The following is a 20,595-nucleotide window of genomic DNA, read 5'->3' as shown; positions in this document are numbered from 1 at the left end:
TTCAGCTTCAATGACAAAGGGCACAGCGGCACTATTCAAAATATAACCTGCAGGGGCTTTTGTTTCAATAAATCGATAGTTGCCAGGCGCTAAATTCTCTACCTCTACAACGCCATCTTTAGTCGATACTAAATCTTCTTGTATCGTCTTATTTTGCTCATCGATTACTTTAAACTCAGCACCAGCTAAGGCGTTGCCTTGGGCATCCTTTTTAATTAATTGGGCGCTTCCTTTATAATTGATAAAGTCAGCACTGGCTATCACAACTGTAGGTTTGTCCCTAGATTCAGCTTCAATGACAAAGGGCACATCGGTACTATTCAAAATATAACCTGCGGGGGCTTTTGTTTCAACAAATCGATAGTTGCCAGGCGCTAAATTTTCTACCTCTACAACACCATCTTTAGTCGAAACAAGTTTTTCTTGAACCGTCTGACTCTTCTCATCGATTACTTTAAACTCAGCGCCCGCTAAAGCATTACCCTGATCATCTTTTTTGATTAATTCAGCGCTTCCTTGGTAATTGATTTTTGTCCCAAGATCAATCATCGGAATGATTCCATTCTCTTGTTGTTTCACTTCGAATTCGATTACCTTATTATCTAAGATATAATCGTTTGGAGCCTTAATTTCAACAATCTGATAGTTGCCAGGAGCAAGTTTTTCAATGGTTACTGTTCCTGTTTTGTCAGAAACTAACCGTTCATAACCTGAAATAACCTTACCTTTACTGTCTAATACTTCAAATACTGCACCAGCCAATGGATTTTTTTGTCTTTGCCCTGACGCATTTACCGTTTCTCCAGACTTATGCAGAATGACCTTTGTCGGTTGATTAATAATTTTTTGTGGTGCAAATGTCGTTGTTTCTGTATCCTTCTTAATCGTTACCTTTTTCCCCATTGCTAATTCATCACTGATAGTGTATCCAGCAGGTGCTTTTGTTTCTATTAATAAATAATCGGCAACTCGTAAGTTTCCTAATTTTATTTCACCTTTCGCATCGGTATCTCCTTCACGAACTAACTTATCTTTTTGTCCATCTTTTGTAATTGTCCAAAGCTGCAAGTGTGCATTAGCTAGTTTTTCCCCAGCTTCATTTTGTTTTTGGAAGAGAACAGAACCTTTTGATCCTTCTGCTGTTCCTGAATGGTTGATAACAGCAACATTTTTTTCTACATCATCAGTATAAGTCTTTTCGTTTATTCCTTTAATGTGCGCTTGGTTAGTTGCTTCGTCTTGAGCCTTATCTGACGTAATCAGTGCTCTATACTCAATCACATACGATGTTTCAATCTGCTTTAGAAACTTAACAGTGATTATTTGCGCACCCGTTTCGTTATTTGTTTGAATGGCTAATTGATAATCGGTTCCTTCCATCAACACGGTATTCGGATCTTTTGCTATGTTTCCAGCCTTATCAACTATTGTCCCATAAACTTTGACATCGTCTGCTGCTACATATTGATTTGCTGAAGGTTCATCGGTCACTTCAACATCTTTCATTGTTGACTGAGAACCATTTACTGTCACGCGCCATTTCACATAGCTACTGTCACTAGAATCTTGCTCGCCGTCCTTCTCAACCAATTCACCCGCATGTGCAGGAGTTACACTAGCATCTAGATTGTGTGAGATCCCCTCGTTGGTAAAAGTTGCTGAATTTTTATATTCTTTTTGGTCAATGATTTCTCCTATTAAGCTAGTATCAAACACAAAGACGTATGCTTTAGTACTGCCAGTCGGAAGTTTTACTTCAATTTTGGGATTATCTTTTGTCGGCTCAGTGATTTTCCCAGATGTTTCCTCTCCAAGAATATAAGAACCATCTTTATTAATAGTAGCTTCATACAATTTTCCACTTCCTGCGACATAATTTTGTGGAGTAGAAATTGGATCAACAATCGAAGAATCTTGGAGTTTTTGCTGATTATAGTTCACAGCGACTGTCCAAGTAATTTTCTTAGTCGTTGCGTTGTATTCTCCTGATTTTTGTCCATTGTATTTAAAGGCTGGTAGAGGGTCAAACGGCTTATCGGAACTATTTGAATGATTACCACCACTTTTGTCTTTCCAAGTCATCGATGCCTTGTTTTTAAATTTTATATCACCTTCATGACCGTTTCCTGGATCGATCACACTGGTATCAAACACAGTCTTATATTTGATTTGATATTTATGATCTGTTCCCTTTGCTAATGGATCCTTAAAACTAAGTTTGAATCCTGTTGCTGTTTGTGTGAAAATATATTCACTTGAAGTTAAAACACGATTATTATCACTGCGATCAATTAATTGGAAACTACCATTCACTAAAGTTAGACCGTCTGAAAAAATATCTTCCAGTTCCCAGTTTTCCATCCAATAACCTGCATTATTAATATCAATTTTCCATGGAATCTCACGTTTAGCATAATCAATAGGTCCATCAAAACCCTTTACGATTCCTTGCTGTTCTGCGGTTCCACCAGATGAAGAATGATCATCCGTATCCGTCTCTACTGAATTACTGATTTTCGTTGGATCATCCACATACCCAGTAACTTTTGTTAGATAATCAATACGAACAGCGTAATCAATATCTTTCAAAAATTTTATTGTAAATTTTTGAGGATTTGATAGATCCTGAATCAACTCGTAATCTTCACCGGCTTTTAACAGAGCGCCCTGTACCTCTTTACCATTCTTATCAAATGTGATTCGATAAAGTTGTGTACTATTATCAACTAATCTTAATGCCTCACTCATTGTATCTGTAACAGTCGTTCCGGCAGGACGTTTTTTTTCATTGTAATTATACTGAATACTCCATTTATATTCTTGATTTTGCCCTGTTGAAGTAGGTCCTTTTTTGGTGATGGGAGCCTTATATTCAGCAGCGACAGTAGCTGACGCATCCGTTTTAGCGGTGCCGTCGTCTAAAGTTGCTTTATTGGTAAACTTGACACTTCTACCTTTGTCCGGTTTCTTGTCCTCATCAATCTTAGTAGTATAAACAACTTGAAAAGCCTGATTCGTTTCTGCATAGCTATTGATAAATGTGATTGTCCCTGCAGCATTTACCGTATAATCCTTTCCTTCCACCAAAGGATGCTCTTTATCAACACTAGTTATTTTCCCCTCCCGATCAACCGTTTCAGGGTAAACAATAGCTGTTTTAAAAGTGGTTCCTTCCGGCATTGGATCGGTCAACATGGCATTTTTCATCATATTCAATGGGCGATTAATGTTAATCTCCCAGATCACTTCATCTGGATTTGGTGTCTTATCAAAATGTCCCGCCTTATCAATTGCTTGATCATATTTTGGCCGAATATGAATAGTGGATGGAGGAAAATTTTCTTCAGTTGGTGTATCAATAGTTATTTCTCCTGGTTCCGTTGTTTTATCAAATTTTGCATCATAATCAAAAGTTCCCTTTATATCATGATCAGTTTCAACCTTTTGATTGAATACAAAATGGACCGTACCGTCTTCAGCTATCGTGTACGTCCCGTAATCACCAAGTTTACCTGAACCGGGTTGTATGGTTACACCATTGGGTAATTTAAAGTCAAAATAATCTCCCGCTTTTAATTGTGACAAAATATCTTCAGGAATACTCCATTTATAAGAAATATGCACGTGGGCATCAATAGGAACATTCTTTTGATCTGGATAAAGTTTGCCGTTTTCATCAAAATACTCAATTTTTGCGTTGTCAATCAAGGTAGCTGGTGCAATTCCTGCTTGTGTTAATAATCCACGAATATCTTGTGGCTCTGAACTACGCGTTTTCGTGGTACTTTTAATTTTTGCTGGAATTTTTTCTGCTGATTGGTTTTCTTGCACGCCATCACTTGAAACAGTATTTGAAGTAATTTCAGAAGATTCACTCGTTATTTCTGAAGTCTGATCAGATTCTTTCTTAGTATAATCAGTAGTATTAGTCGTAGAGGATTCCACTAGTTCAGATGAAGAAGTTTCTTTAGTGGATTCAATAGTTGGCAGTTCAGCATTTAAATTCTGCTGATTGGTTTGAACAGTTAATTCAGTAGCTGCTTCAAGATCTTTCGCTGCAAAGGTTAGTTTTAATTCGAGTGTCTGGCCTGCATTCGGGTCAACCTTCATTTCAATCTGATTCTTATTTGCAATATATTCAACATTCGTCGGTTCGGCCGAATTTACAGCTTGAATATTTTGGATATTTGCTCCTTCATTAAAAGTTAGTGTCTGCGTTTGAGATTGCTCAGTGCTGTTAATTTGCAGATCTAAGATCGCCTCTAGCGTTGCTGGATCTCGATTAGTCACCTTTAGCTGTGCTAACTGAACCGGCTCTTTCGTTTCTGTTGCCAATGCCACTATTGGGGTAACATACTGTAAAAAAATTAGTAGGCACATGAAACTAAACATCATTTTTGAGATTTGTTTTTTATACATGGTGTTTCCGTCCTCTTTTCTTATCGTTCATTTATATTTAATAATTCAATATGTGAACTCATTTTAAAGAAAAAGAGTTTTTATTTGTGGTAATTAGAGCATCGATAATCCTTATTTTTTCATGTCAAGTTAAAAAAAAATGGATTAATTAATTTTAAAAACAAAAAAAGCAGCTCTCATTTAGGAGCTGCTTTTTTTACTGACTAATTCCAAGTGAATTTTTTGATTGATTAAATAAGAAAAACTATCCTCATGTTTCTTAAATTTAAAAATAAGCTGTCGGCCCTTTTGGCTAAACGTTCCATAATCTTTCAAGCCATTAACAGAAGTCGAACTAGCACGTTCTAGACTGAGTTCTTTCGGCAGTACATTGGTTAAAACTAACTCTTCTGTCTCTAAAATATCTGTTCTAAAATCAATATTAATAGTCCAAATCAATTCATTTTCTTCAGCAGGTAATACCGTTTGTGTCTGCTGATTTACTAACTCTTTGATTTGGGAAGTTTTCAGTTGTGAATTTTGAATAATTATTTGCTGAGTAGAATGGTCCTTATTTAAAATTACTCGATAGCGTTTCGGATTTTTGACAAATCCGACAGAAGCCTCCGTTTGATGAACTATATATTCTCCATAAGGTAAGTCTAACTGACCACGGCCATCTGGACCCAGGCGCAGTTGATACTGTGATTGTTTACCTTCAGAATAGATCATAAATTTACTGTTTCCTAACAACGAACCTTGCATATCATGATTCACTATAGTAAGTAGGCCCTTTTCTTGAGTATTTTGCAGCATATTTCTTTTAGCTGTACCGACTATAGAAGGAAAGTGACTTAGCCCTCTGACTGTTTTAGCTTGACTGGCAACAGTTTCTGGCTCTCCTACGATAGAATTGGCTGGATCTTTATTTGTGTGAGTAGTCTCTTTTTCATTTTCTATTTTTTTTGTCTGATTTGATGCTGCTTTTCGTCTATTCGTAAGTGTCAACGTCATTTCAGGGCTTTGCAAATTGAAGCTCCTAGTTTGCTCAACTTCTTGATATCCGGTCAAAAAGCTGGTTTGTTCAAGCACGTACTGGCCATAAGGAAGATCAGCTACTTTGAATTTCCCCTGTTCATCTGTTTTGACAGTAGTGACTACCTTCCCTGTTTGATCTTTCAAAACGAATGCTACAGCTGCTATTGGTTGAGTCACTTTTTTTTGATCGACTACATTTACCAATAATGTTCCTTTATTAATGATTTTAGTGTTTTCAATTATTATCTCTTGATTCGGTTCATTTAACGCGATTTTCTGATTGTTCGTTCCTATGTACCCATTAGGCGCTCTTTTTTGAACTATTTGGTAATTTCCATAAGGAACTTGAGAAAATCCTTCTACTCCAAGCGCTTCAGTTGTGCTATTTACTTCAGTCTGCGTATCATCGTTTCGTAACACAAACATCGATCCGGAAAGTGGCTGATGACTCACCGAGTCTCTCACTAAAATTTTTAACTTCCCGAATAATTCTTTTTGATTTGTCACAGCGACTGCCTGATTCCTATGATCTTTATCCAAGGTAAGGTCATATCTCTCAGCATCTTTGATATAGCCCGCCGGGACTGATTTCTCTATGAAATAGTAACTACCAAAGGGCAATTCTTCCACTTTAATTTTTCCATCATCATCAGTCATTAATTCTGATAATAATTGATCATCGGCTCCATATAAATAGAAAACAGCATCTTTAATCGCCTGCCCAGTTTGATCCTTCAATTGTAAAACGATACTCCCTTTTGTATCTGCTTCATCCTTCGATGAATATTCGAACTGATCAATTCTGAATTGCTGTTTGTTCGAATTGCCACCAGTTGATGCGCTCATTGCTAATGAATAAGCTTCAATTGTATTTGGGACAGTGGTTTGCCAAAATAATGGTCCTTCTTCGCTTTGATATGTAACTGAAAATTCTTTTGTTTGACCATTATAAATAACTGAAAAATCATGGAATACTTCACCTGATTCAGATACCGCGTTTTTGCCTAAATATTGGATACTGTCTTTATCCGTCTCAGCAGAATAAGGAGGAATACTTCCCGTTCTGACAAATGCACCAAATGGATGATCACGACCTTCGGTAGGATCGGTTTGATTCCAATAAGTATCTAATTTGAATCCTAATGCATTCGATAAGCCACCAATGCCGATACTTTCTCCGATTTCTCCTATCTCAGACGACTTTCCTGTGTGAAAAGCTACACCGATTCCGTCAGCTCCGCCTTGAGAATCTAATTTATTTCCTAAGTTTACTGCGCCCTTCAAAGAAAAAGAACCTGCTAAATCAATACGATCATTTAAAGTAAAATTGCCTACTTGATTTTGTTGATCTTGAGTTAGGGTTACAATCCCTGTTGTCTGTTCATAACTCGCTGTACCATGCAAAGAAAAATGATCTAAAAAAGTATCCTTGGTAACTGTCACCGCATTGTCGCTTACCTTTAAACTATGAGGAATAGTTGCCGCAACAGGCGTACTGAAATAGAAACTAACTAAACTAAAAATTACAAATACAGCTATAGACTTTTTATTCATTGCCGGCCTCCCTCACTGTAAAAGTTATTTTATTTGGATTTACTTCGTAATCAGCCGCTGCCTTTATTTGTATCAACTTATATGTACCAACTGCTAAATCAGCTAAAACGATTCTGCCATATATATCACTCTGCGGTTTCGCAATTTTCTTTGAATCCTGCGTAAGTATGAAGCTGGTCTTAGGCAGGACCGTCCCTCTTTCTACGTCTCGAACCGTGACGATTACAGTGTCATTTTTTCTTTGATTAAAGAAAGTTAAATGCTGCTGTTTTTTTGTCAAATCAATCGCTTGAGGTTGCGAATTCGCATGGTACCCGGCAGGGGCTTTCAGTTGCTCCACTGTATAGTACTGCTTGGTTAAATCAGTTAAAATCAGTTGTCCCCTTTGATTTGTTCTTCGCTCTGTTTTATTTCCTTCGGCATCTGTTAAACGGTAGACGGCTCCCGGCAGTGCTTCTCCAGTTGTCTTATCAAATGTTTGAATTCCAGACTTTCCTTTTGGTAACCCTTTTTCCAAGCGATTAATTAGTACTTTAGCAGTATTTGACTGTATGTTTCCTGCGTCTAAAGTTAAGTTGCTTTTATTGGAAATTACTTTGGCCTTCGAAAGTTTAACATGGGGTCCACTTGGATTATTTACACCAAAACCTAAAAGTGGTGCTGTTAAAATAATTCCGCAGGTTATGAATAAAAGCCCGATCCCCAATAATTGTTTCATTCGTTGCCTCTCCTCTCCCCGTAGACCAAATTACCGCTGAATTTAGCCATTTGAATTCCCAACTGACTATGATTTTCTCCGTTTCCACCCGTTGTTGTTTGGCTTTGCATTATCGCTAGCCGATTTTCGATCGACAAAAGTTTATTATGTTTTCGTTTATTATAGACGTCAATATTTTTTCCATTCTGCTCTATTTTTGCTACTCGATAGCCCTCTATTTGTGTTATATCTTCAAATATAGCCAAATCTTGATTCCAAGGGATTTCTGACAATAAAATTGTTTGATAAAGACAGGCAGCGATTAACATACTGCCTGTTAAGTATTTACTTAATTTCACTTTTCTTTCCTCACTTTTACCACGGTATCACCAAAAAACATCCAGTCTTCATCTGAGGGTGGATTCTTCCAGATAATTTGTCGGCAAACAAGTTTATCTACCATAAAGTCTGAAATATAAATTTGGGTTTGATTGTTTACTTTCTTCTGAATCTCTACGTTTAAGCTACGAAATGATTGAATATTTTGAGCAATGAACTCGCTATAAGCCCGTCCCTTAGAAAAATCGACACAAACAAATACCTTATCTTTGACAAATACCGGTGGAATCGACGAGATAATAGTAAAGAGATAATCATAGTACAAGTTATTTTCATTCGTTTGTGGCAATCGCTGATGAGTAATCTTCGCTAATTTTTGCGCACACATATGAAATTGTGGGTAGGATTCTGCAAAATAGACAATTTGGTCTTTAGAAATAAAAGTCGTTTGTGTATAACTTGAACAATCCAATTTGAAGTTGATCAACAATAACTCCATTTTCAACTTTTCAGCGATACAGTCTATTTCGGTTGTCGGGACATCTTCGAATGTAATTTGATCAAATACAAAAGTAACCTGTTGGTTCGTAATATCCATTAACTCCGTGTGCTCAATCAAAACATCTTGGTACTCTGATAAAGGTAAGCATTCTTCTGCCAATAAAAAGCGAAATAGCCAAACATTCTCATCATGTAAAATTGCTTGTGGCAGCTGGTATTCTTGGGTTACTTTCTTTAAGTACAAAGGGAAATCTCCAAGTATTTGATGGATAACATTCATATTAAGAATAGCTTCCTTAATTATGATAAATCGTTTTTGTTTCCATCGAATTAGTACAATCCCTAGAAATAATTCTAGTTTAATTAAACGTGTTAATATCCGTTCAATATGAAAAACGCTACGGATTAGTTCGATATATGAACGAATTTCTGTCTGTAGTTCTTGAGGAAACGGCGACTCAATCCCGTTAAAAAAATAATAATAGACTTCAAATAGTAAATTACGGACTGCTGTCTCATCACCACGTAATTCACTATCGCCTACCTTCACACCTGCACTACGTACAATTTTCCCTAAATTATTCTTAATTAAATAGGCCTTTGAACGGCTCAAAAAATTTTTTTGGGCAAACTTTTCTGCTGAAGTCCCATAGAGAACCAATTCTTGAAAAAAAATGAATGTCTCTGATGCTTTTACATATTTAAGACGTAGTTGTCGAATGACCTCATTTGTTAAATGGACGATTTCGATTTCCCCTCTGGCTAACCGATGTAGTCGCGTATCTTCAGTCTCACCTAAATCTTTTTCCAATTCAGTCAAATAATTATTCAATTTAAATTTGGAAATACCCAAAAATTCTATCAATAAATCACTTGAAATAAATTGCCCTTTTCGTAAATCAAATATTTGCAAAATATTTAATCGATATCGAGCAGACTCATCCAAGAATTCCATTAAATTAATTGTCATTGTTTTCTCCATGATATTATTAACGCTATTATAAACATCCCAACATTTATTTTTGTCAATCTAAATTAGAAATTATCCTTTTTATTTATAAAAAAATAAAAAGATATGGACTTTTCACCATTATATACAAATTACAAATAATCTCAAAAAAAGGAAGCCTCTTCTAATTTAGAGGCTTCCTTTTCAAACTATTTTTTTCATTAGTTTTTAATAACAATATTTAGCGAATTATTGTTTCCAACCCGACATACATCATATCTTTGAACGTGTTTTGACGTTCTTCAGACGTAGTTTCTTCACCTGTGATCATGTGGTCGCTGACGGTCATGATACCAAGCGCTTGAACGTTGAACTTCGCACCTAAATAGTACAAAATCGCCGCTTCCATTTCCACACCCATCACACCGTATTCAGCCAATTTGAAGGTAGAATCCATATCATCCTTATAGAAGGTATCTTCTGATAAAACATTTCCTACATGAGTGGCGAAACCTTTTTCTTTCGCCACTTCATAAGCCTTCAGCATCAAATCAAAATCCGCGATCGGTGCAAAATGGAAATCCGGAAAATGCTTTTTCACCATCGATGAACTAGTCACTGCTCCTTGAGCAATAATTAAGTCACGAACATGAACATCTTTTGATAAAGCACCACACGTTCCTACGCGAATTAATTTCTTCACACCGTATGATTGGATTAATTCTTGCGCATAAATTCCAGCAGACGGCATTCCCATTCCCGTTCCTTGGACAGATACTCGTTCCCCTTTGTAAGTTCCAGTGAAACCTAACATGCCTCGCACATTGTTGTAGCATTTCGCGTCTTCTAAAAAATTCTCCGCGATAAATTTCGCCCGCAACGGATCTCCCGGTAACAAAATTTTATCTGCGATTTCCCCTTGCTTCGCTTCAATATGAACGCTCATTTTATTCCTCCTATTTCGTACTTAATGTATTCATTCTTGTTTCTTCTATCTAACTATAACACTGCTAGTGTTTCTTTAATCAATTTCTTGAAGTCTTCTTTGACCCGTTCGGTCGTTTCAACGACTTCTGCATGGTTCAAGTTGGCTTGCATGCCTGCCGCCAAGTTGGTGATGCACGAAATTCCCAGCACTTTCATACCGCTGTGCGCTGCTACAATAACTTCCGGTACGGTTGACATACCAACTGCATCTGCCCCTAGGACCCGCGCCATCCGAATTTCTGCTGGTGTCTCATACGTTGGACCCGTGAAGCCCATGTAGACCCCCTCTTTTAAATCAAGCGTCAATTTTTTCGCCGCTTCCCGTGCTTTTACTTGATAATCTTTTGTATAGGCCGCACTCATATCCGGGAAGCGTGGTCCCATATTTTCATCGTTTGGTCCAATCAATGGATTCGTTCCCATGAAGTTGATATGATCGGTGATCAGCATCAAATTGCCTGGTTGGAAACCTTCATTTACGCCGCCAGCGGCATTGGTCACGATGACTGAATGAATTCCTAATCCTGCCATCACACGAACCGGATAAGTCACCGTTTCCATTGGGTTGCCTTCATAGTAATGAAAGCGTCCTTGCATCGCTAAAACTTTTTGTCCTGCAAGTGTTCCGTAAACCAATTGACCCGCGTGGCCTATTACTGTAGAAACTGGAAAATGAGGGATCTCATTGTAAGGGATCACCACTGGATTTTCGATTTCTTCTGCTAGTTCCCCTAGACCTGAGCCTAAGATTAAACCAAACGCAACATCAGCTACGCCTTTGTCTTGAATATAGCTGGCTGTTTGTTGAATTTTATCCTGTAAGTCTGTCATAAAGTCCTCCTAGTTCGTTTTAAAGAATTCATTTTTCAAAAAGTGAAAAATGAGTTTGATGCTCACCACGTATAGCATTCCGCTAAACTACATTAATCTATTAAGAGCTAACCCTAAGTTTAGTAATTGATTTTCCTACGCATACCATTCTACTAGTCTTGCTAAAGCAAGAAGTAAAACTGGTAAAAGCGGAACTGACATCCTAGTTCGTTTTAAAGGATTCATTTATCAAAAAATGAAAAATGAGTTTAGTGTTCACCATGTCAAGCATTTTGCTAAACTGCACCAATTTAATAAGAGTTGGCTCTTATTTTAAAAGTTTTAAGAAGCTTTCGCCATTTTCGGTTGCTGGCACGTCGAAGTTTTCTGCAATTGTTGCCGCGATATCTGAGTAATAGCCTTGTGGCAATTTGCCTTGAGCCGCCATTTTTTTGCTATAAACTAAGAACGGCACATATTCACGGGTATGATCGGTTCCGGTAAAGGTTGGATCATTTCCATGGTCAGCGGTGATCATCAACAAATCGTCCTCTTGCATCGCATCCAAAATTTCTGGAATTCGTAAATCGAATTCTTCGATTGCGTGGGCATAACCAACGACATCGCGACGATGACCGAACAACGCGTCAAAATCAACTAAGTTCGTAAAACTTAAGCCAGTGAAATCTTCTTTCATCACATTCAGTAATTGATCGACACCGTCCATATTGCTCTTTGTCCGAACAGCGGCAGTGATTCCTTGACCATTGAAAATATCATTGATCTTCCCTACAGCGATGACGTCTTTGCCGTTGTCCTTCAATGAATCCAAGACCGTTTTGCCAAATGGATCAAGGGCATAGTCATGACGATTGCTAGTCCGAGTAAAGCTACCAGGTTCTCCAACATACGGGCGAGCAATGATCCGACCGATCATATATGGATCGTCCTTCGTAATATCACGCACGTATTGGCAAATCTTATACAATTCTTCTAACGGGATGATTTCTTCGTGAGCCGCGATCTGCAATACTGGATCAGCCGATGTATAGATGATCAAGTCGCCGGTCTTCATTTGCTCTTCCCCAAAATCTTTAATAACTTCTGTCCCGCTATAAGGTTTATTCGCCCCCATAATAATACCACGACCAGAAAATTCCGTGATCTTGTCTAACAACTCTTGTGGGAATCCTTCAGGGAATACACGGAAAGGCGTTTGGATATTTAATCCAGCAATCTCCCAATGTCCCGTCATCGTATCTTTGCCGACAGAAATTTCTTCTAGCTTCGTCGCATAACCATCATGATCTGCAACATCTTTCACACCGGCTAATGGACGAATCGTTCCCAAACCTAATTGTTCTAAATGTGGGATCGTCAATCCAGCCTCTTTTGCAATGTGGCCTAACGTATCTGATCCAACGTCTCCAAATTTATCAGCATCCGGTGCTTCCCCAATACCAACTGAATCCATAACGACTAAGTGAATGCGCTTAAACATTTCTATTCCCTCTTTCTATTAATTTATATCTAATGAGCCAATCGAAACCCGCCCATAATCTAACTACGTTACATTTTATGAAATGGTAATCCCAGCTCCAGTATATTGGGTTCTTAAGTTTCCGTAAACTGAAAGCTATTGTGGTTTAGCCTCTGGAAAATTATTTCTACAATTTTTTTAAATTGGATTGCGTACTAGTAGCTAGCCCAGTTTAGCTGAACGTATTTTCTAAAAACCGCGAAAAATGGCAAAAAGGGCGTGACTAAGAAACACTGTCCCATAGTCCCGCCCTTTAAAAACAAAAGAATTATTTTGATTTGATGTAATTGACACCATCGGCTTTTGGTGCGGCTGATTTTCCTAAGAAGAGAACCAGTACGACAATCGTCAATACATATGGTGCTGATTGTAAATATACATCTGGAATTTGCGAGATAATCGGTAAGTTTGATCCGGCGATACTTAAGTTTTGTGCGAAGCCGAAGAAAACGGCGGCGCCCATCGCACCAAGCGGATTCCATTTACCAAAGATCATTGCTGCTAATGAAATGAAGCCTTGTCCAGCAATCGTTGTTGCGGCGAAGCGTCCTGCGATTGATTGGGCGAAGACCGCGCCACCCATACCGCCAAGGAAACCTGAAAGTAACACGCCAGCATAACGCAATGCGTAAACATTAATCCCTAACGTATCCGCTGCTTGTGGGTTTTCACCAACTGAACGAAGACGTAAACCAAAGCGGGTTTTGAAAATGACAAACCAAGAAATCACCGCAACTAAAATGGCGAAATAGGCCGGCAAGCTAGTATTTTTGAAGAACAATTCTCCTATAACTGGGATCTTGCTTAACCCCGGAAAATCAAAGTAACCAAATTGTTGTTGGATCGTATCTGTTTGACCTTTGCCATAAATTACTTTGATCAAGAAGATCGCTAATGGCGGAGCCAATAGATTCATCACCGTACCACTAATAATGTGGTCCGCACGGAAGTTGACTGTTGCTACGGCATGCAGCAATGAAAAGGCCATCCCGGCTAATCCGCCGACTAGCACACCAAGCCATGGTGTCATAGCCCCAAACTGATCCGCAAAAGCTAAGTTGAAAACGACTGAACTGAAAGCTCCGGCAACCATGATCCCTTCCAAACCAACGTTAACGATCCCGCTGCGTTCAGAGAATACTCCGCCAAGCGCGGTTAAGATCAAAGGTGCAGAATACACGAGTGTCTGAGCAATAATTGACGCTAACAAATCCATATTCATTAGACTTTGCCCCCTTTTTCAGATTCATCATTCGGAGCACTTTCCACTTTTTGAACAGTCGCGACTTCTTTTTTGCCGCCCATGACTTTCGCAAGCCCTACTCGAACGATATAGTTAATCGCTACGAAGAAAATAATCAAAGGAATAACACTATTGGCTAGTTCACTAGGAATTCCAGAGAACTGCATTCCTTGACCGCCAAGTTTTAACACACTGAATAATAATGCTGATAATAGGATTCCAATCGAGCTGCCGTTTCCTAATAATGACACGGCCATCCCGTCGAACCCGATACTGATAGAAGAACCTTGAACAAAATAGTTCATGAAGGTTCCTAGTCCATAAACGACGCCACCAAGACCAGCTAGTGCGCCAGAAATGATCATTGAAATTACGATCGTACGTTTGCTGCTCATTCCGGCATATTCAGAAGCGAATGGGTTTAAACCAACGGAACGAATTTCAAAACCTAATGTTGTGCGTTTCATTAAGAACCAAACAACCACTAAGAAAACGACTGCTAAAAGGATTCCCATATTGACCCGCGAGCCGCCAAATAATTCAGTCAGCCACGGTTCACGTAGCGAGGCGTTTAAGCCAACTGCTTTTGTGACCCCTTTGTTAGAGATAACATCCGGCGACATTACGTGATTGACGATGTGATTAGCTACATAAAGAATGACATAGTTCATCATGATCGTCACAATTACTTCACTGGTTCCAAAGAACGCCCGTAACAAACCAGGAATTGCCGCAGCAGCCGCACCGGCTAAAGCTCCAACAATAATTGCTAATGGTAATACGATAATTTTGGGTGAATCCGGCATGCTTAACGCCACCCAGATACTTGCCACCCAGCCACATAATGCTTGACCGGAAAGCCCGATATTGAAGAAACCTGCTGAGTTGGCCACTGAGAAGCCTAACGCGGTAAAGATCAATGGACCTGCGCCAACTAAAATCTCACCAATCGACATTTTGCTTTGGAAAGCTGAACTAAACATGGCGTTATACCCTTCAATTGGGTTAAAACCAAACACCGCCATTAAAATAGCCCCAAGAATAAATCCTAGAATAACTGAAATAATTGGGACCAATATATTTCTAATACGCTCTGAGCGATCATTCATTTGTCTCACCAGCCTTTGCTAATTCTGCTCGCGCCTCTTCTAAACTATACCCGGCCATTAACAGACCTAGTTCATTTTCAGAAGTTTCTTTCGGGTTTACGATCCCAACGATCTCACCTGAGTGGATAACCGCGATTCGGTCAGAGACATTCAAAATTTCATCTAGCTCAAAACTGACAAGTAATACCCCTTTTTGTTTATCACGCTGCTCGACTAACCGTTTGTGGATGTATTCAATCGCACCTACGTCAAGACCGCGAGTTGGTTGTGATACGATCAATAGATCTGGATCACGGTCAACTTCTCGTGCGATGATCGCCTTTTGCTGATTTCCACCTGAAAGTGAAGCAGCTGGCGCCTTCTCGCTAGTCGTCCGTACGTCATACTCTTCGATCAAGCGTTTCGCATAGCGATCGATCTCGCCATAGTTCAAAATACCATTTTTACTAAATGGTGTATGATAGTAAGACTGTAAAGCGATATTTTCTGATAATGGCAACGGTAGAATCAGTCCATATTTATGCCGATCCTCTGGTACGTGTCCCACACCGGTTTCAGTAATATGACGAGGGGCTTTACCGGTCACATCTTTTCCGTTGATAGTGACTGATCCGCTTTCGACTTTGCGTAAGCCGGTTAAGGCTTGAATCAATTCCGTTTGACCATTGCCGTCGATGCCGGCAATCCCGACCACTTCGCCACGGTGAACATCTAATGATAAGTTCTTAACAGCTTCCAAGCCGCGGCTTTCTTTTACGACTAAATCTTTGATTGAAAGAACAACTTCACCTGGTGTCGCCGCGATTTTATCAGTTTTAAATGAAACAGAACGACCCACCATCATATCCGCTAACTGCTGCGAACTGACATCTTTGACATCGACTGTCCCAATGTATTGTCCGCGACGAATAACGGAACAACGATCGGCGACTTTTTTGATTTCATCTAACTTGTGAGTGATCAAGATAATCGATTTGCCTTCACGAATTAAACCACCCATAATACTGATCAATTCATCGATTTCTTGGGGCGTCAACACCGCTGTTGGTTCATCAAAGATCAACACATTCGCACCGCGGTATAAAGTTTTCAGAATTTCGACCCGTTGTTGCATCCCGACTGAAATATCACGTATGTACGCATCTGGGTCAACCTTCAAGCCATACTCTTGTGACAAACGCACGATTTCTGCCTTAGCTTCTTTTTTGTCTAGTATGCCGCCCTTATTTGGTTCGCTACCTAGAATAATATTTTCTGTAACGGTAAAGGCATCCACTAACATGAAATGCTGATGGACCATTCCGATCCCTAATTGATTTGCTCTCGTTGGACTTGAAATATCAACCTTTTGGCCATCCATCAAAATTTCACCAGAAGTTGGCTGCAGTAGACCTGACAAAACATTCATTAGTGTCGATTTTCCGGCACCATTTTCGCCTAAAAGTGCATGAATCTCACCTTTTCTGACTTGCAGATTGATGTTGTCATTTGCTTTAAAAGTGCCAAATTGTTTGGTGATATTGCGCATTTCAATGACATTTTGTTCTTCTGTCACTTTCTTTTCACATCCTATCGCTTTTTAAGCCTAAAAAACATTGCAACGTTAAGGGCGTTCTTCCCTTAGCCAAATCTAACCTGAGTCATAACTTGGCTAAAAAAAGAAGGTTTATTTTAAAAGAGGACCATAGCTCCTCCTATTGGAGCTATGGTCAACCGGTGGAACAGAAACTGTTTCTGTTCGAACCTCAACCCGAATTATTTTTCAGGCGTTTCTGGAACTTTGATGTCGCCATCAGAAACTTTATCTTTTGCTTCTTTAACAGCATCTTTAGCTTTGTCAGAAAGGAAACCGTCAGTTAGAGAAACACCGCCATCTTTCAAACCATAAGATAAGTGTTCGCCACCAGGGAATTTATCTTCTAGCGCACGAGTAGAAATATCTTGTACGGCTGCCCCTACACCTTTAAGTGTTGAAGTTAAACAGAAGTTGCTGTCTTTGCCGTCTTTAGATTCGTATTTACCTTCTTTTTGTTGGTCGCTATCAACACCGATAACCCAAACTTTGTCGGCTTCATCTAATTTTTCGTTACGTGCTTTAGCTTCTGAGAAGACCCCTTGGCCTGTACCGCCTGAAGCATGATAAATAATGTCGATGTCGCTGTTGTACATGTTCGCTGCTAGAGCTTTACCTTTGGCTGGATCACCAAATGATGCCGCATATTGTACATCTACAGAAATGTCTTTACCTAATTTATCAGCAGTGTCTTTTACGCCTTTTTCAAAACCAGCTTGGAAACGGTCGATAACGGCACCTTCTTCACCACCGATAAAGCCTAATTTGTCTGATTTTGTTGTTTCAGCTGCCGCAACACCTGCTAAGTAAGCAGCTTCTTGATCTTTAAAAGTTGCAGAGGCAACATTTTTCTTGCCATCGATCACTGAATCGATAATAACGAAGTTTGTATCTGGGTTTTGATCTGCTGCTGCAGAAATTGGGTCAGCTAATAAGTAACCAATCCCGAAGACTGTTTTAAACCCATTTGTTACAGCTTGTGTGATATTTTGTTCGTATTCAGAAGCATCGTTTGATTGGATATAGTTATAGCCGCCATTGCCTTTTTTGATATCGTGATCTTTACCCCAAGCTTGAAGACCTTCCCAAGCACTTTGGTTAAATGAACGGTCGTCCACTCCACCGATATCTGTTACGATCGCAACGCTGTGTTTTGCATCTTCTTTGGCAGATCCACCTGATGAATCAGTTGTACCGCCGCCTCCGCCTCCGCATGCTCCTAAAGCTAGCAATGATGCCATTGCTACGGCGCCAAGACCAAATAATTTTGCTTTTTTCATTTCTGTAAAGCCCCCTAAATTGTGGTTTTTTTTCAACAGTCCTACGACTGAATTGAACATGGTTTATAGATCTTTTTCAGTGAACATATATGGCAGTAACGCTTCAACGGTCATTTCTTTTACGACTCCGTTATCACCGACTAAGGTTACCGGCATTTCTGGATCACAAAATTCTGCCATGACTTGGCGGCAAGCGCCACACGGCGAAATCGGTTCTGGTGTGTGCCCAGCAATGACTAGATGACTGAATGCTCGTTCGCCTTCTGATACGGCTTTGAAAAAAGCTGTTCGCTCAGCACAATTCGATAATCCGTATGAGGCATTTTCGATATTCAATCCTTGATAAGTTTTACCCTCTTTTGTTACTAAACAAGCGCCAACTGGAAAGTGTGAATAAGGAACATATGCTTTATCCAGCGCATCGACAGCAATGTCGATCCATTCTTGTTTGCTCATGTGAACTGCCTCCTACATTTACCTTTGCCTTTCAATCTGAAAAGCATGTCAATTTTACTTAGCTAATAAATCGCAAAGCTGACGTCTAGTATCCTGTACCAGAAAGGCCGTTCATGATTGCAACACCTGAGCTAGCACCTAGACGAGTCGCACCGGCTTCGATCATTGCTTCTGCTTCTTTAGCATTGTGAATCCCACCAGAGGCTTTGACACCCATTTCAGGTCCGACTGTTTCACGCATCAAGCGGACATCTTCAACAGTTGCGCCGCCGGTTGAAAAACCAGTTGATGTTTTGACAAAGTCCGCTCCAGCTGCTTTTGCTAATTCACAGGCTTTGACTTTCTCTTCATTTGTTAATAGAGACGTTTCGATAATCACTTTAACTAACGCTTTGTCTTTGGCAGCCGCTACGACTGCTTCGATATCTTTTTGCACTTTTTCATAGTTGCCGTCTTTTAATTCGCCAATGTTGATGACCATATCGACTTCAGCTGCACCGTTTGCGATAGCATTCGTCGCCTCAAAGGCTTTTGTTTCTGTTGTGTTCGCACCTAACGGAAATCCGATTACAGTACATACTGCAACTGGTTCGCCTTGTAATTCTTTAGCAGCTAATGCCACCCAAGTTGGATTGATACAAACAGAATAGAAACGATATTTTTTCGCTTCTTCGATAATTTTCATTACATCTGCTTTTGTTGCATCGGCTTTTAAGATCGTGTGGTCGATCATGCGATTGATTTCCATTATTATTCCCCACTTCTTTTTATTATAATATATTCTTTCTTGTTATAAAAAAGTTTTAAATACTTATTCAGTAATGACATCATGAATCAAAATCGGTTCTTCCGGTGTATCACCAATCGAAATATTTTGATAAAGTAAATTTTCAACCTCAGAGATTTCTTTTGAATTGGCATAAATAGTCAATAACGACTCTCCTTCAGCCACTTTATCCCCAATTTTTTTATGCAGTTTGATTCCTACTGCATGGTCGATGTCATCGTCTTTCGTTTTGCGTCCTGCGCCTAAAAGCATTGCTGCAATTCCGATTTCATTCGCCACTAGCTTGGTGACATAGCCAGAGGCCTTGGCTGGCAATTCAATTTCATACTTAGCCGTCAAAATTTTCTCAGTTTGATCAATGACTGACACATCGCCGCCTTGATCCTTAACCATTTCACGGAATTTTTCTAATGCTTTTCCTGAATGCAAAGCTTCTTCCAGCATTTTACGAGCATCCTCGAGTGTTTCTGCTTTTCCTGCTAGAACAACCATTTGACTTCCTAGGACATAACACATCTCGGTTAAATCCTTTGGTCCGTTGCCTTTTAGCGTATCGATTGCTTCGACGATTTCTAAACTGTTTCCGATTGCTTCGCCTAAAGGCTCGGACATATCTGAGATGACCGCCATCGTTTGGCGACCTGCTAATTTACCGATCCGTACCATCGTTTTGGCTAAACGTTTGGCATCCTCCAGATTTTTCATGAAGGCTCCTTCGCCAGTCGTCACATCTAAGACGATTGCATCTGCTCCCGCGGCAATTTTCTTACTCATGATCGAGCTGGCGATCAATGGGATTGAATCAACTGTCGCTGTCACATCCCGCAAGGCGTAAAGCTTCTTGTCAGCTGGCGCTAGATTGCCCGATTGACCAATCACCGCAACTTTGCTTTTGTTTACAATATCAATAAATTCTTGTTCAGATAATTCAATCTTAAACCCTGGGATCGATTCGAATTTGTCTAAGGTTCCACCAGTGAAACCTAAACCGCGACCAGACATTTTAGCTACCGGAACACCCACGCTGGCAACTAAGGGTGCTAAAACCAAAGTAGTCGTATCACCGACACCGCCGGTTGAATGCTTGTCAACTTTGATTCCCTCGATGGAAGACAAATCAATAATTTCACCTGAATTCGCCATCGCTAGCGTCAAATAAGAAATTTCCTCGTCGGTCATGTCTTGATAAAAAATTGCCATCAATAATGCGCTCATCTGATAATCAGGAATACTGTTATCTGTGTAGCCTTCAATAATGAACTCAATTTCTGCTTTTGACAGAGACTTGCCATCTCTCTTTTGCTCTATCAAATCTACCATTCTCATAGGTTTTC

The 20,595-nt window shown here is 39.5% G+C and carries 15 protein-coding genes; all 15 read right to left on the bottom strand.

Annotation, left to right across the window (positions count from 1 at the left end; translation table 11 throughout):
• Window positions 1-4,419 (bottom strand): collagen binding domain-containing protein (locus RV00_RS11365; RefSeq protein WP_071862707.1); only part of this gene is annotated, 4,419 nt, incomplete at its 3' end.
• Between the two features lie 180 nt (window positions 4,420-4,599).
• A complete protein-coding gene (locus tag RV00_RS11360) occupies window positions 4,600-6,990 on the bottom strand; it encodes a lectin-like domain-containing protein (protein ID WP_071862706.1) in 2,391 nt (796 codons plus the stop codon).
• Complete coding sequence (locus RV00_RS11355) at window positions 6,983-7,708, bottom strand: MSCRAMM family protein (RefSeq protein ID WP_071862705.1); 726 nt, start codon at window positions 7,706-7,708, stop codon at window positions 6,983-6,985. The genes RV00_RS11360 and RV00_RS11355 overlap by 8 nt, the downstream gene beginning before the upstream one ends.
• Entirely contained in the window at window positions 7,705-8,046 is a 342-nt protein-coding gene (locus tag RV00_RS11350; RefSeq protein ID WP_071862704.1) for a hypothetical protein, read from the bottom strand. The genes RV00_RS11355 and RV00_RS11350 overlap by 4 nt, the downstream gene beginning before the upstream one ends.
• Entirely contained in the window at window positions 8,043-9,497 is a 1,455-nt protein-coding gene (locus RV00_RS11345) for a helix-turn-helix domain-containing protein (protein WP_071862703.1), read from the bottom strand. Before RV00_RS11345 ends, RV00_RS11350 begins: the two co-directional genes overlap by 4 nt.
• A 220-nt stretch (window positions 9,498-9,717) precedes the next feature.
• Window positions 9,718-10,422 carry a purine-nucleoside phosphorylase gene (gene deoD / locus RV00_RS11340; protein ID WP_071862702.1) on the bottom strand — a complete coding sequence of 235 codons (705 nt, stop codon included), beginning with the start codon at window positions 10,420-10,422 and terminating at the stop codon, window positions 9,718-9,720.
• A gap of 53 nt (window positions 10,423-10,475) precedes the next feature.
• The gene (locus RV00_RS11335) at window positions 10,476-11,294 is read right to left on the bottom strand and encodes a purine-nucleoside phosphorylase (RefSeq protein ID WP_071862701.1); all 819 of its coding nucleotides are present in this window, start codon (window positions 11,292-11,294) and stop codon (window positions 10,476-10,478) included.
• Between the two features lie 307 nt (window positions 11,295-11,601).
• Window positions 11,602-12,774, bottom strand: coding sequence for a phosphopentomutase (gene deoB / locus RV00_RS11330; RefSeq protein WP_071862700.1), 1,173 nt, complete (start codon window positions 12,772-12,774; stop codon window positions 11,602-11,604).
• A gap of 307 nt (window positions 12,775-13,081) precedes the next feature.
• Window positions 13,082-14,035, bottom strand: a complete 954-nt coding sequence (locus RV00_RS11325) for an ABC transporter permease (protein WP_071862699.1) — start codon at window positions 14,033-14,035, stop codon at window positions 13,082-13,084.
• Window positions 14,035-15,165 (bottom strand): ABC transporter permease, encoded by a 1,131-nt coding sequence (locus tag RV00_RS11320; protein WP_071862698.1) that lies wholly within the window; start codon window positions 15,163-15,165, stop codon window positions 14,035-14,037. The genes RV00_RS11325 and RV00_RS11320 overlap by 1 nt, the downstream gene beginning before the upstream one ends.
• Entirely contained in the window at window positions 15,158-16,693 is a 1,536-nt protein-coding gene (locus tag RV00_RS11315; RefSeq protein ID WP_246570075.1) for an ABC transporter ATP-binding protein, read from the bottom strand. The genes RV00_RS11320 and RV00_RS11315 overlap by 8 nt, the downstream gene beginning before the upstream one ends.
• Before the next feature lie 227 nt (window positions 16,694-16,920).
• On the bottom strand, window positions 16,921-18,018 hold the full coding sequence (locus RV00_RS11310; protein WP_071862696.1) for a BMP family lipoprotein: 1,098 nt from the start codon (window positions 18,016-18,018) through the stop codon (window positions 16,921-16,923).
• 63 nt (window positions 18,019-18,081) lie between these two features.
• Window positions 18,082-18,474, bottom strand: a complete 393-nt coding sequence (locus RV00_RS11305; protein ID WP_071862695.1) for a cytidine deaminase — start codon at window positions 18,472-18,474, stop codon at window positions 18,082-18,084.
• Window positions 18,475-18,559: 85 nt separating this feature from the next.
• Window positions 18,560-19,222: a deoxyribose-phosphate aldolase gene (deoC, locus tag RV00_RS11300; protein WP_071862694.1), complete on the bottom strand. Its 663-nt coding sequence runs from the start codon at window positions 19,220-19,222 to the stop codon at window positions 18,560-18,562.
• Between the two features lie 63 nt (window positions 19,223-19,285).
• Window positions 19,286-20,587, bottom strand: a complete 1,302-nt coding sequence (locus tag RV00_RS11295; RefSeq protein ID WP_071862693.1) for a pyrimidine-nucleoside phosphorylase — start codon at window positions 20,585-20,587, stop codon at window positions 19,286-19,288.
• Window positions 20,588-20,595: the final 8 nt, after the last annotated feature.

Source organism: Enterococcus devriesei (assembly GCF_001885905.1).
GTDB classification, from domain to species: Bacteria; Bacillota; Bacilli; order Lactobacillales; family Enterococcaceae; genus Enterococcus_A; species Enterococcus_A devriesei.
The sequence above is the reverse complement of the archived record's forward strand: the minus strand, read 5'-3'. Positions and strand labels throughout refer to the sequence as shown.

Bases quoted from the DNA above. Each gene is read 5' to 3' on its own strand.
- RV00_RS11335 (WP_071862701.1), bottom strand. From the start codon at position 11,294: ATGACAGACTTACAGGATAAAATTCAACAAACAGCCAGCTATATTCAA.
- RV00_RS11325 (WP_071862699.1), bottom strand. From the start codon at position 14,035: ATGAATATGGATTTGTTAGCGTCAATTATTGCTCAGACACTCGTGTAT.
- RV00_RS11320 (WP_071862698.1), bottom strand. From the start codon at position 15,165: ATGAATGATCGCTCAGAGCGTATTAGAAATATATTGGTCCCAATTATT.
- RV00_RS11355 (WP_071862705.1), bottom strand. From the start codon at position 7,708: ATGAAACAATTATTGGGGATCGGGCTTTTATTCATAACCTGCGGAATT.
- deoC (WP_071862694.1), bottom strand. From the start codon at position 19,222: ATGGAAATCAATCGCATGATCGACCACACGATCTTAAAAGCCGATGCA.
- RV00_RS11295 (WP_071862693.1), bottom strand. From the start codon at position 20,587: ATGAGAATGGTAGATTTGATAGAGCAAAAGAGAGATGGCAAGTCTCTG.
- RV00_RS11360 (WP_071862706.1), bottom strand. From the start codon at position 6,990: ATGAATAAAAAGTCTATAGCTGTATTTGTAATTTTTAGTTTAGTTAGT.
- deoB (WP_071862700.1), bottom strand. From the start codon at position 12,774: ATGTTTAAGCGCATTCACTTAGTCGTTATGGATTCAGTTGGTATTGGG.
- RV00_RS11315 (WP_246570075.1), bottom strand. From the start codon at position 16,693: ATGCGCAATATCACCAAACAATTTGGCACTTTTAAAGCAAATGACAAC.
- RV00_RS11305 (WP_071862695.1), bottom strand. From the start codon at position 18,474: ATGAGCAAACAAGAATGGATCGACATTGCTGTCGATGCGCTGGATAAA.
- deoD (WP_071862702.1), bottom strand. From the start codon at position 10,422: ATGAGCGTTCATATTGAAGCGAAGCAAGGGGAAATCGCAGATAAAATT.
- RV00_RS11345 (WP_071862703.1), bottom strand. From the start codon at position 9,497: ATGACAATTAATTTAATGGAATTCTTGGATGAGTCTGCTCGATATCGA.
- RV00_RS11310 (WP_071862696.1), bottom strand. From the start codon at position 18,018: ATGAAAAAAGCAAAATTATTTGGTCTTGGCGCCGTAGCAATGGCATCA.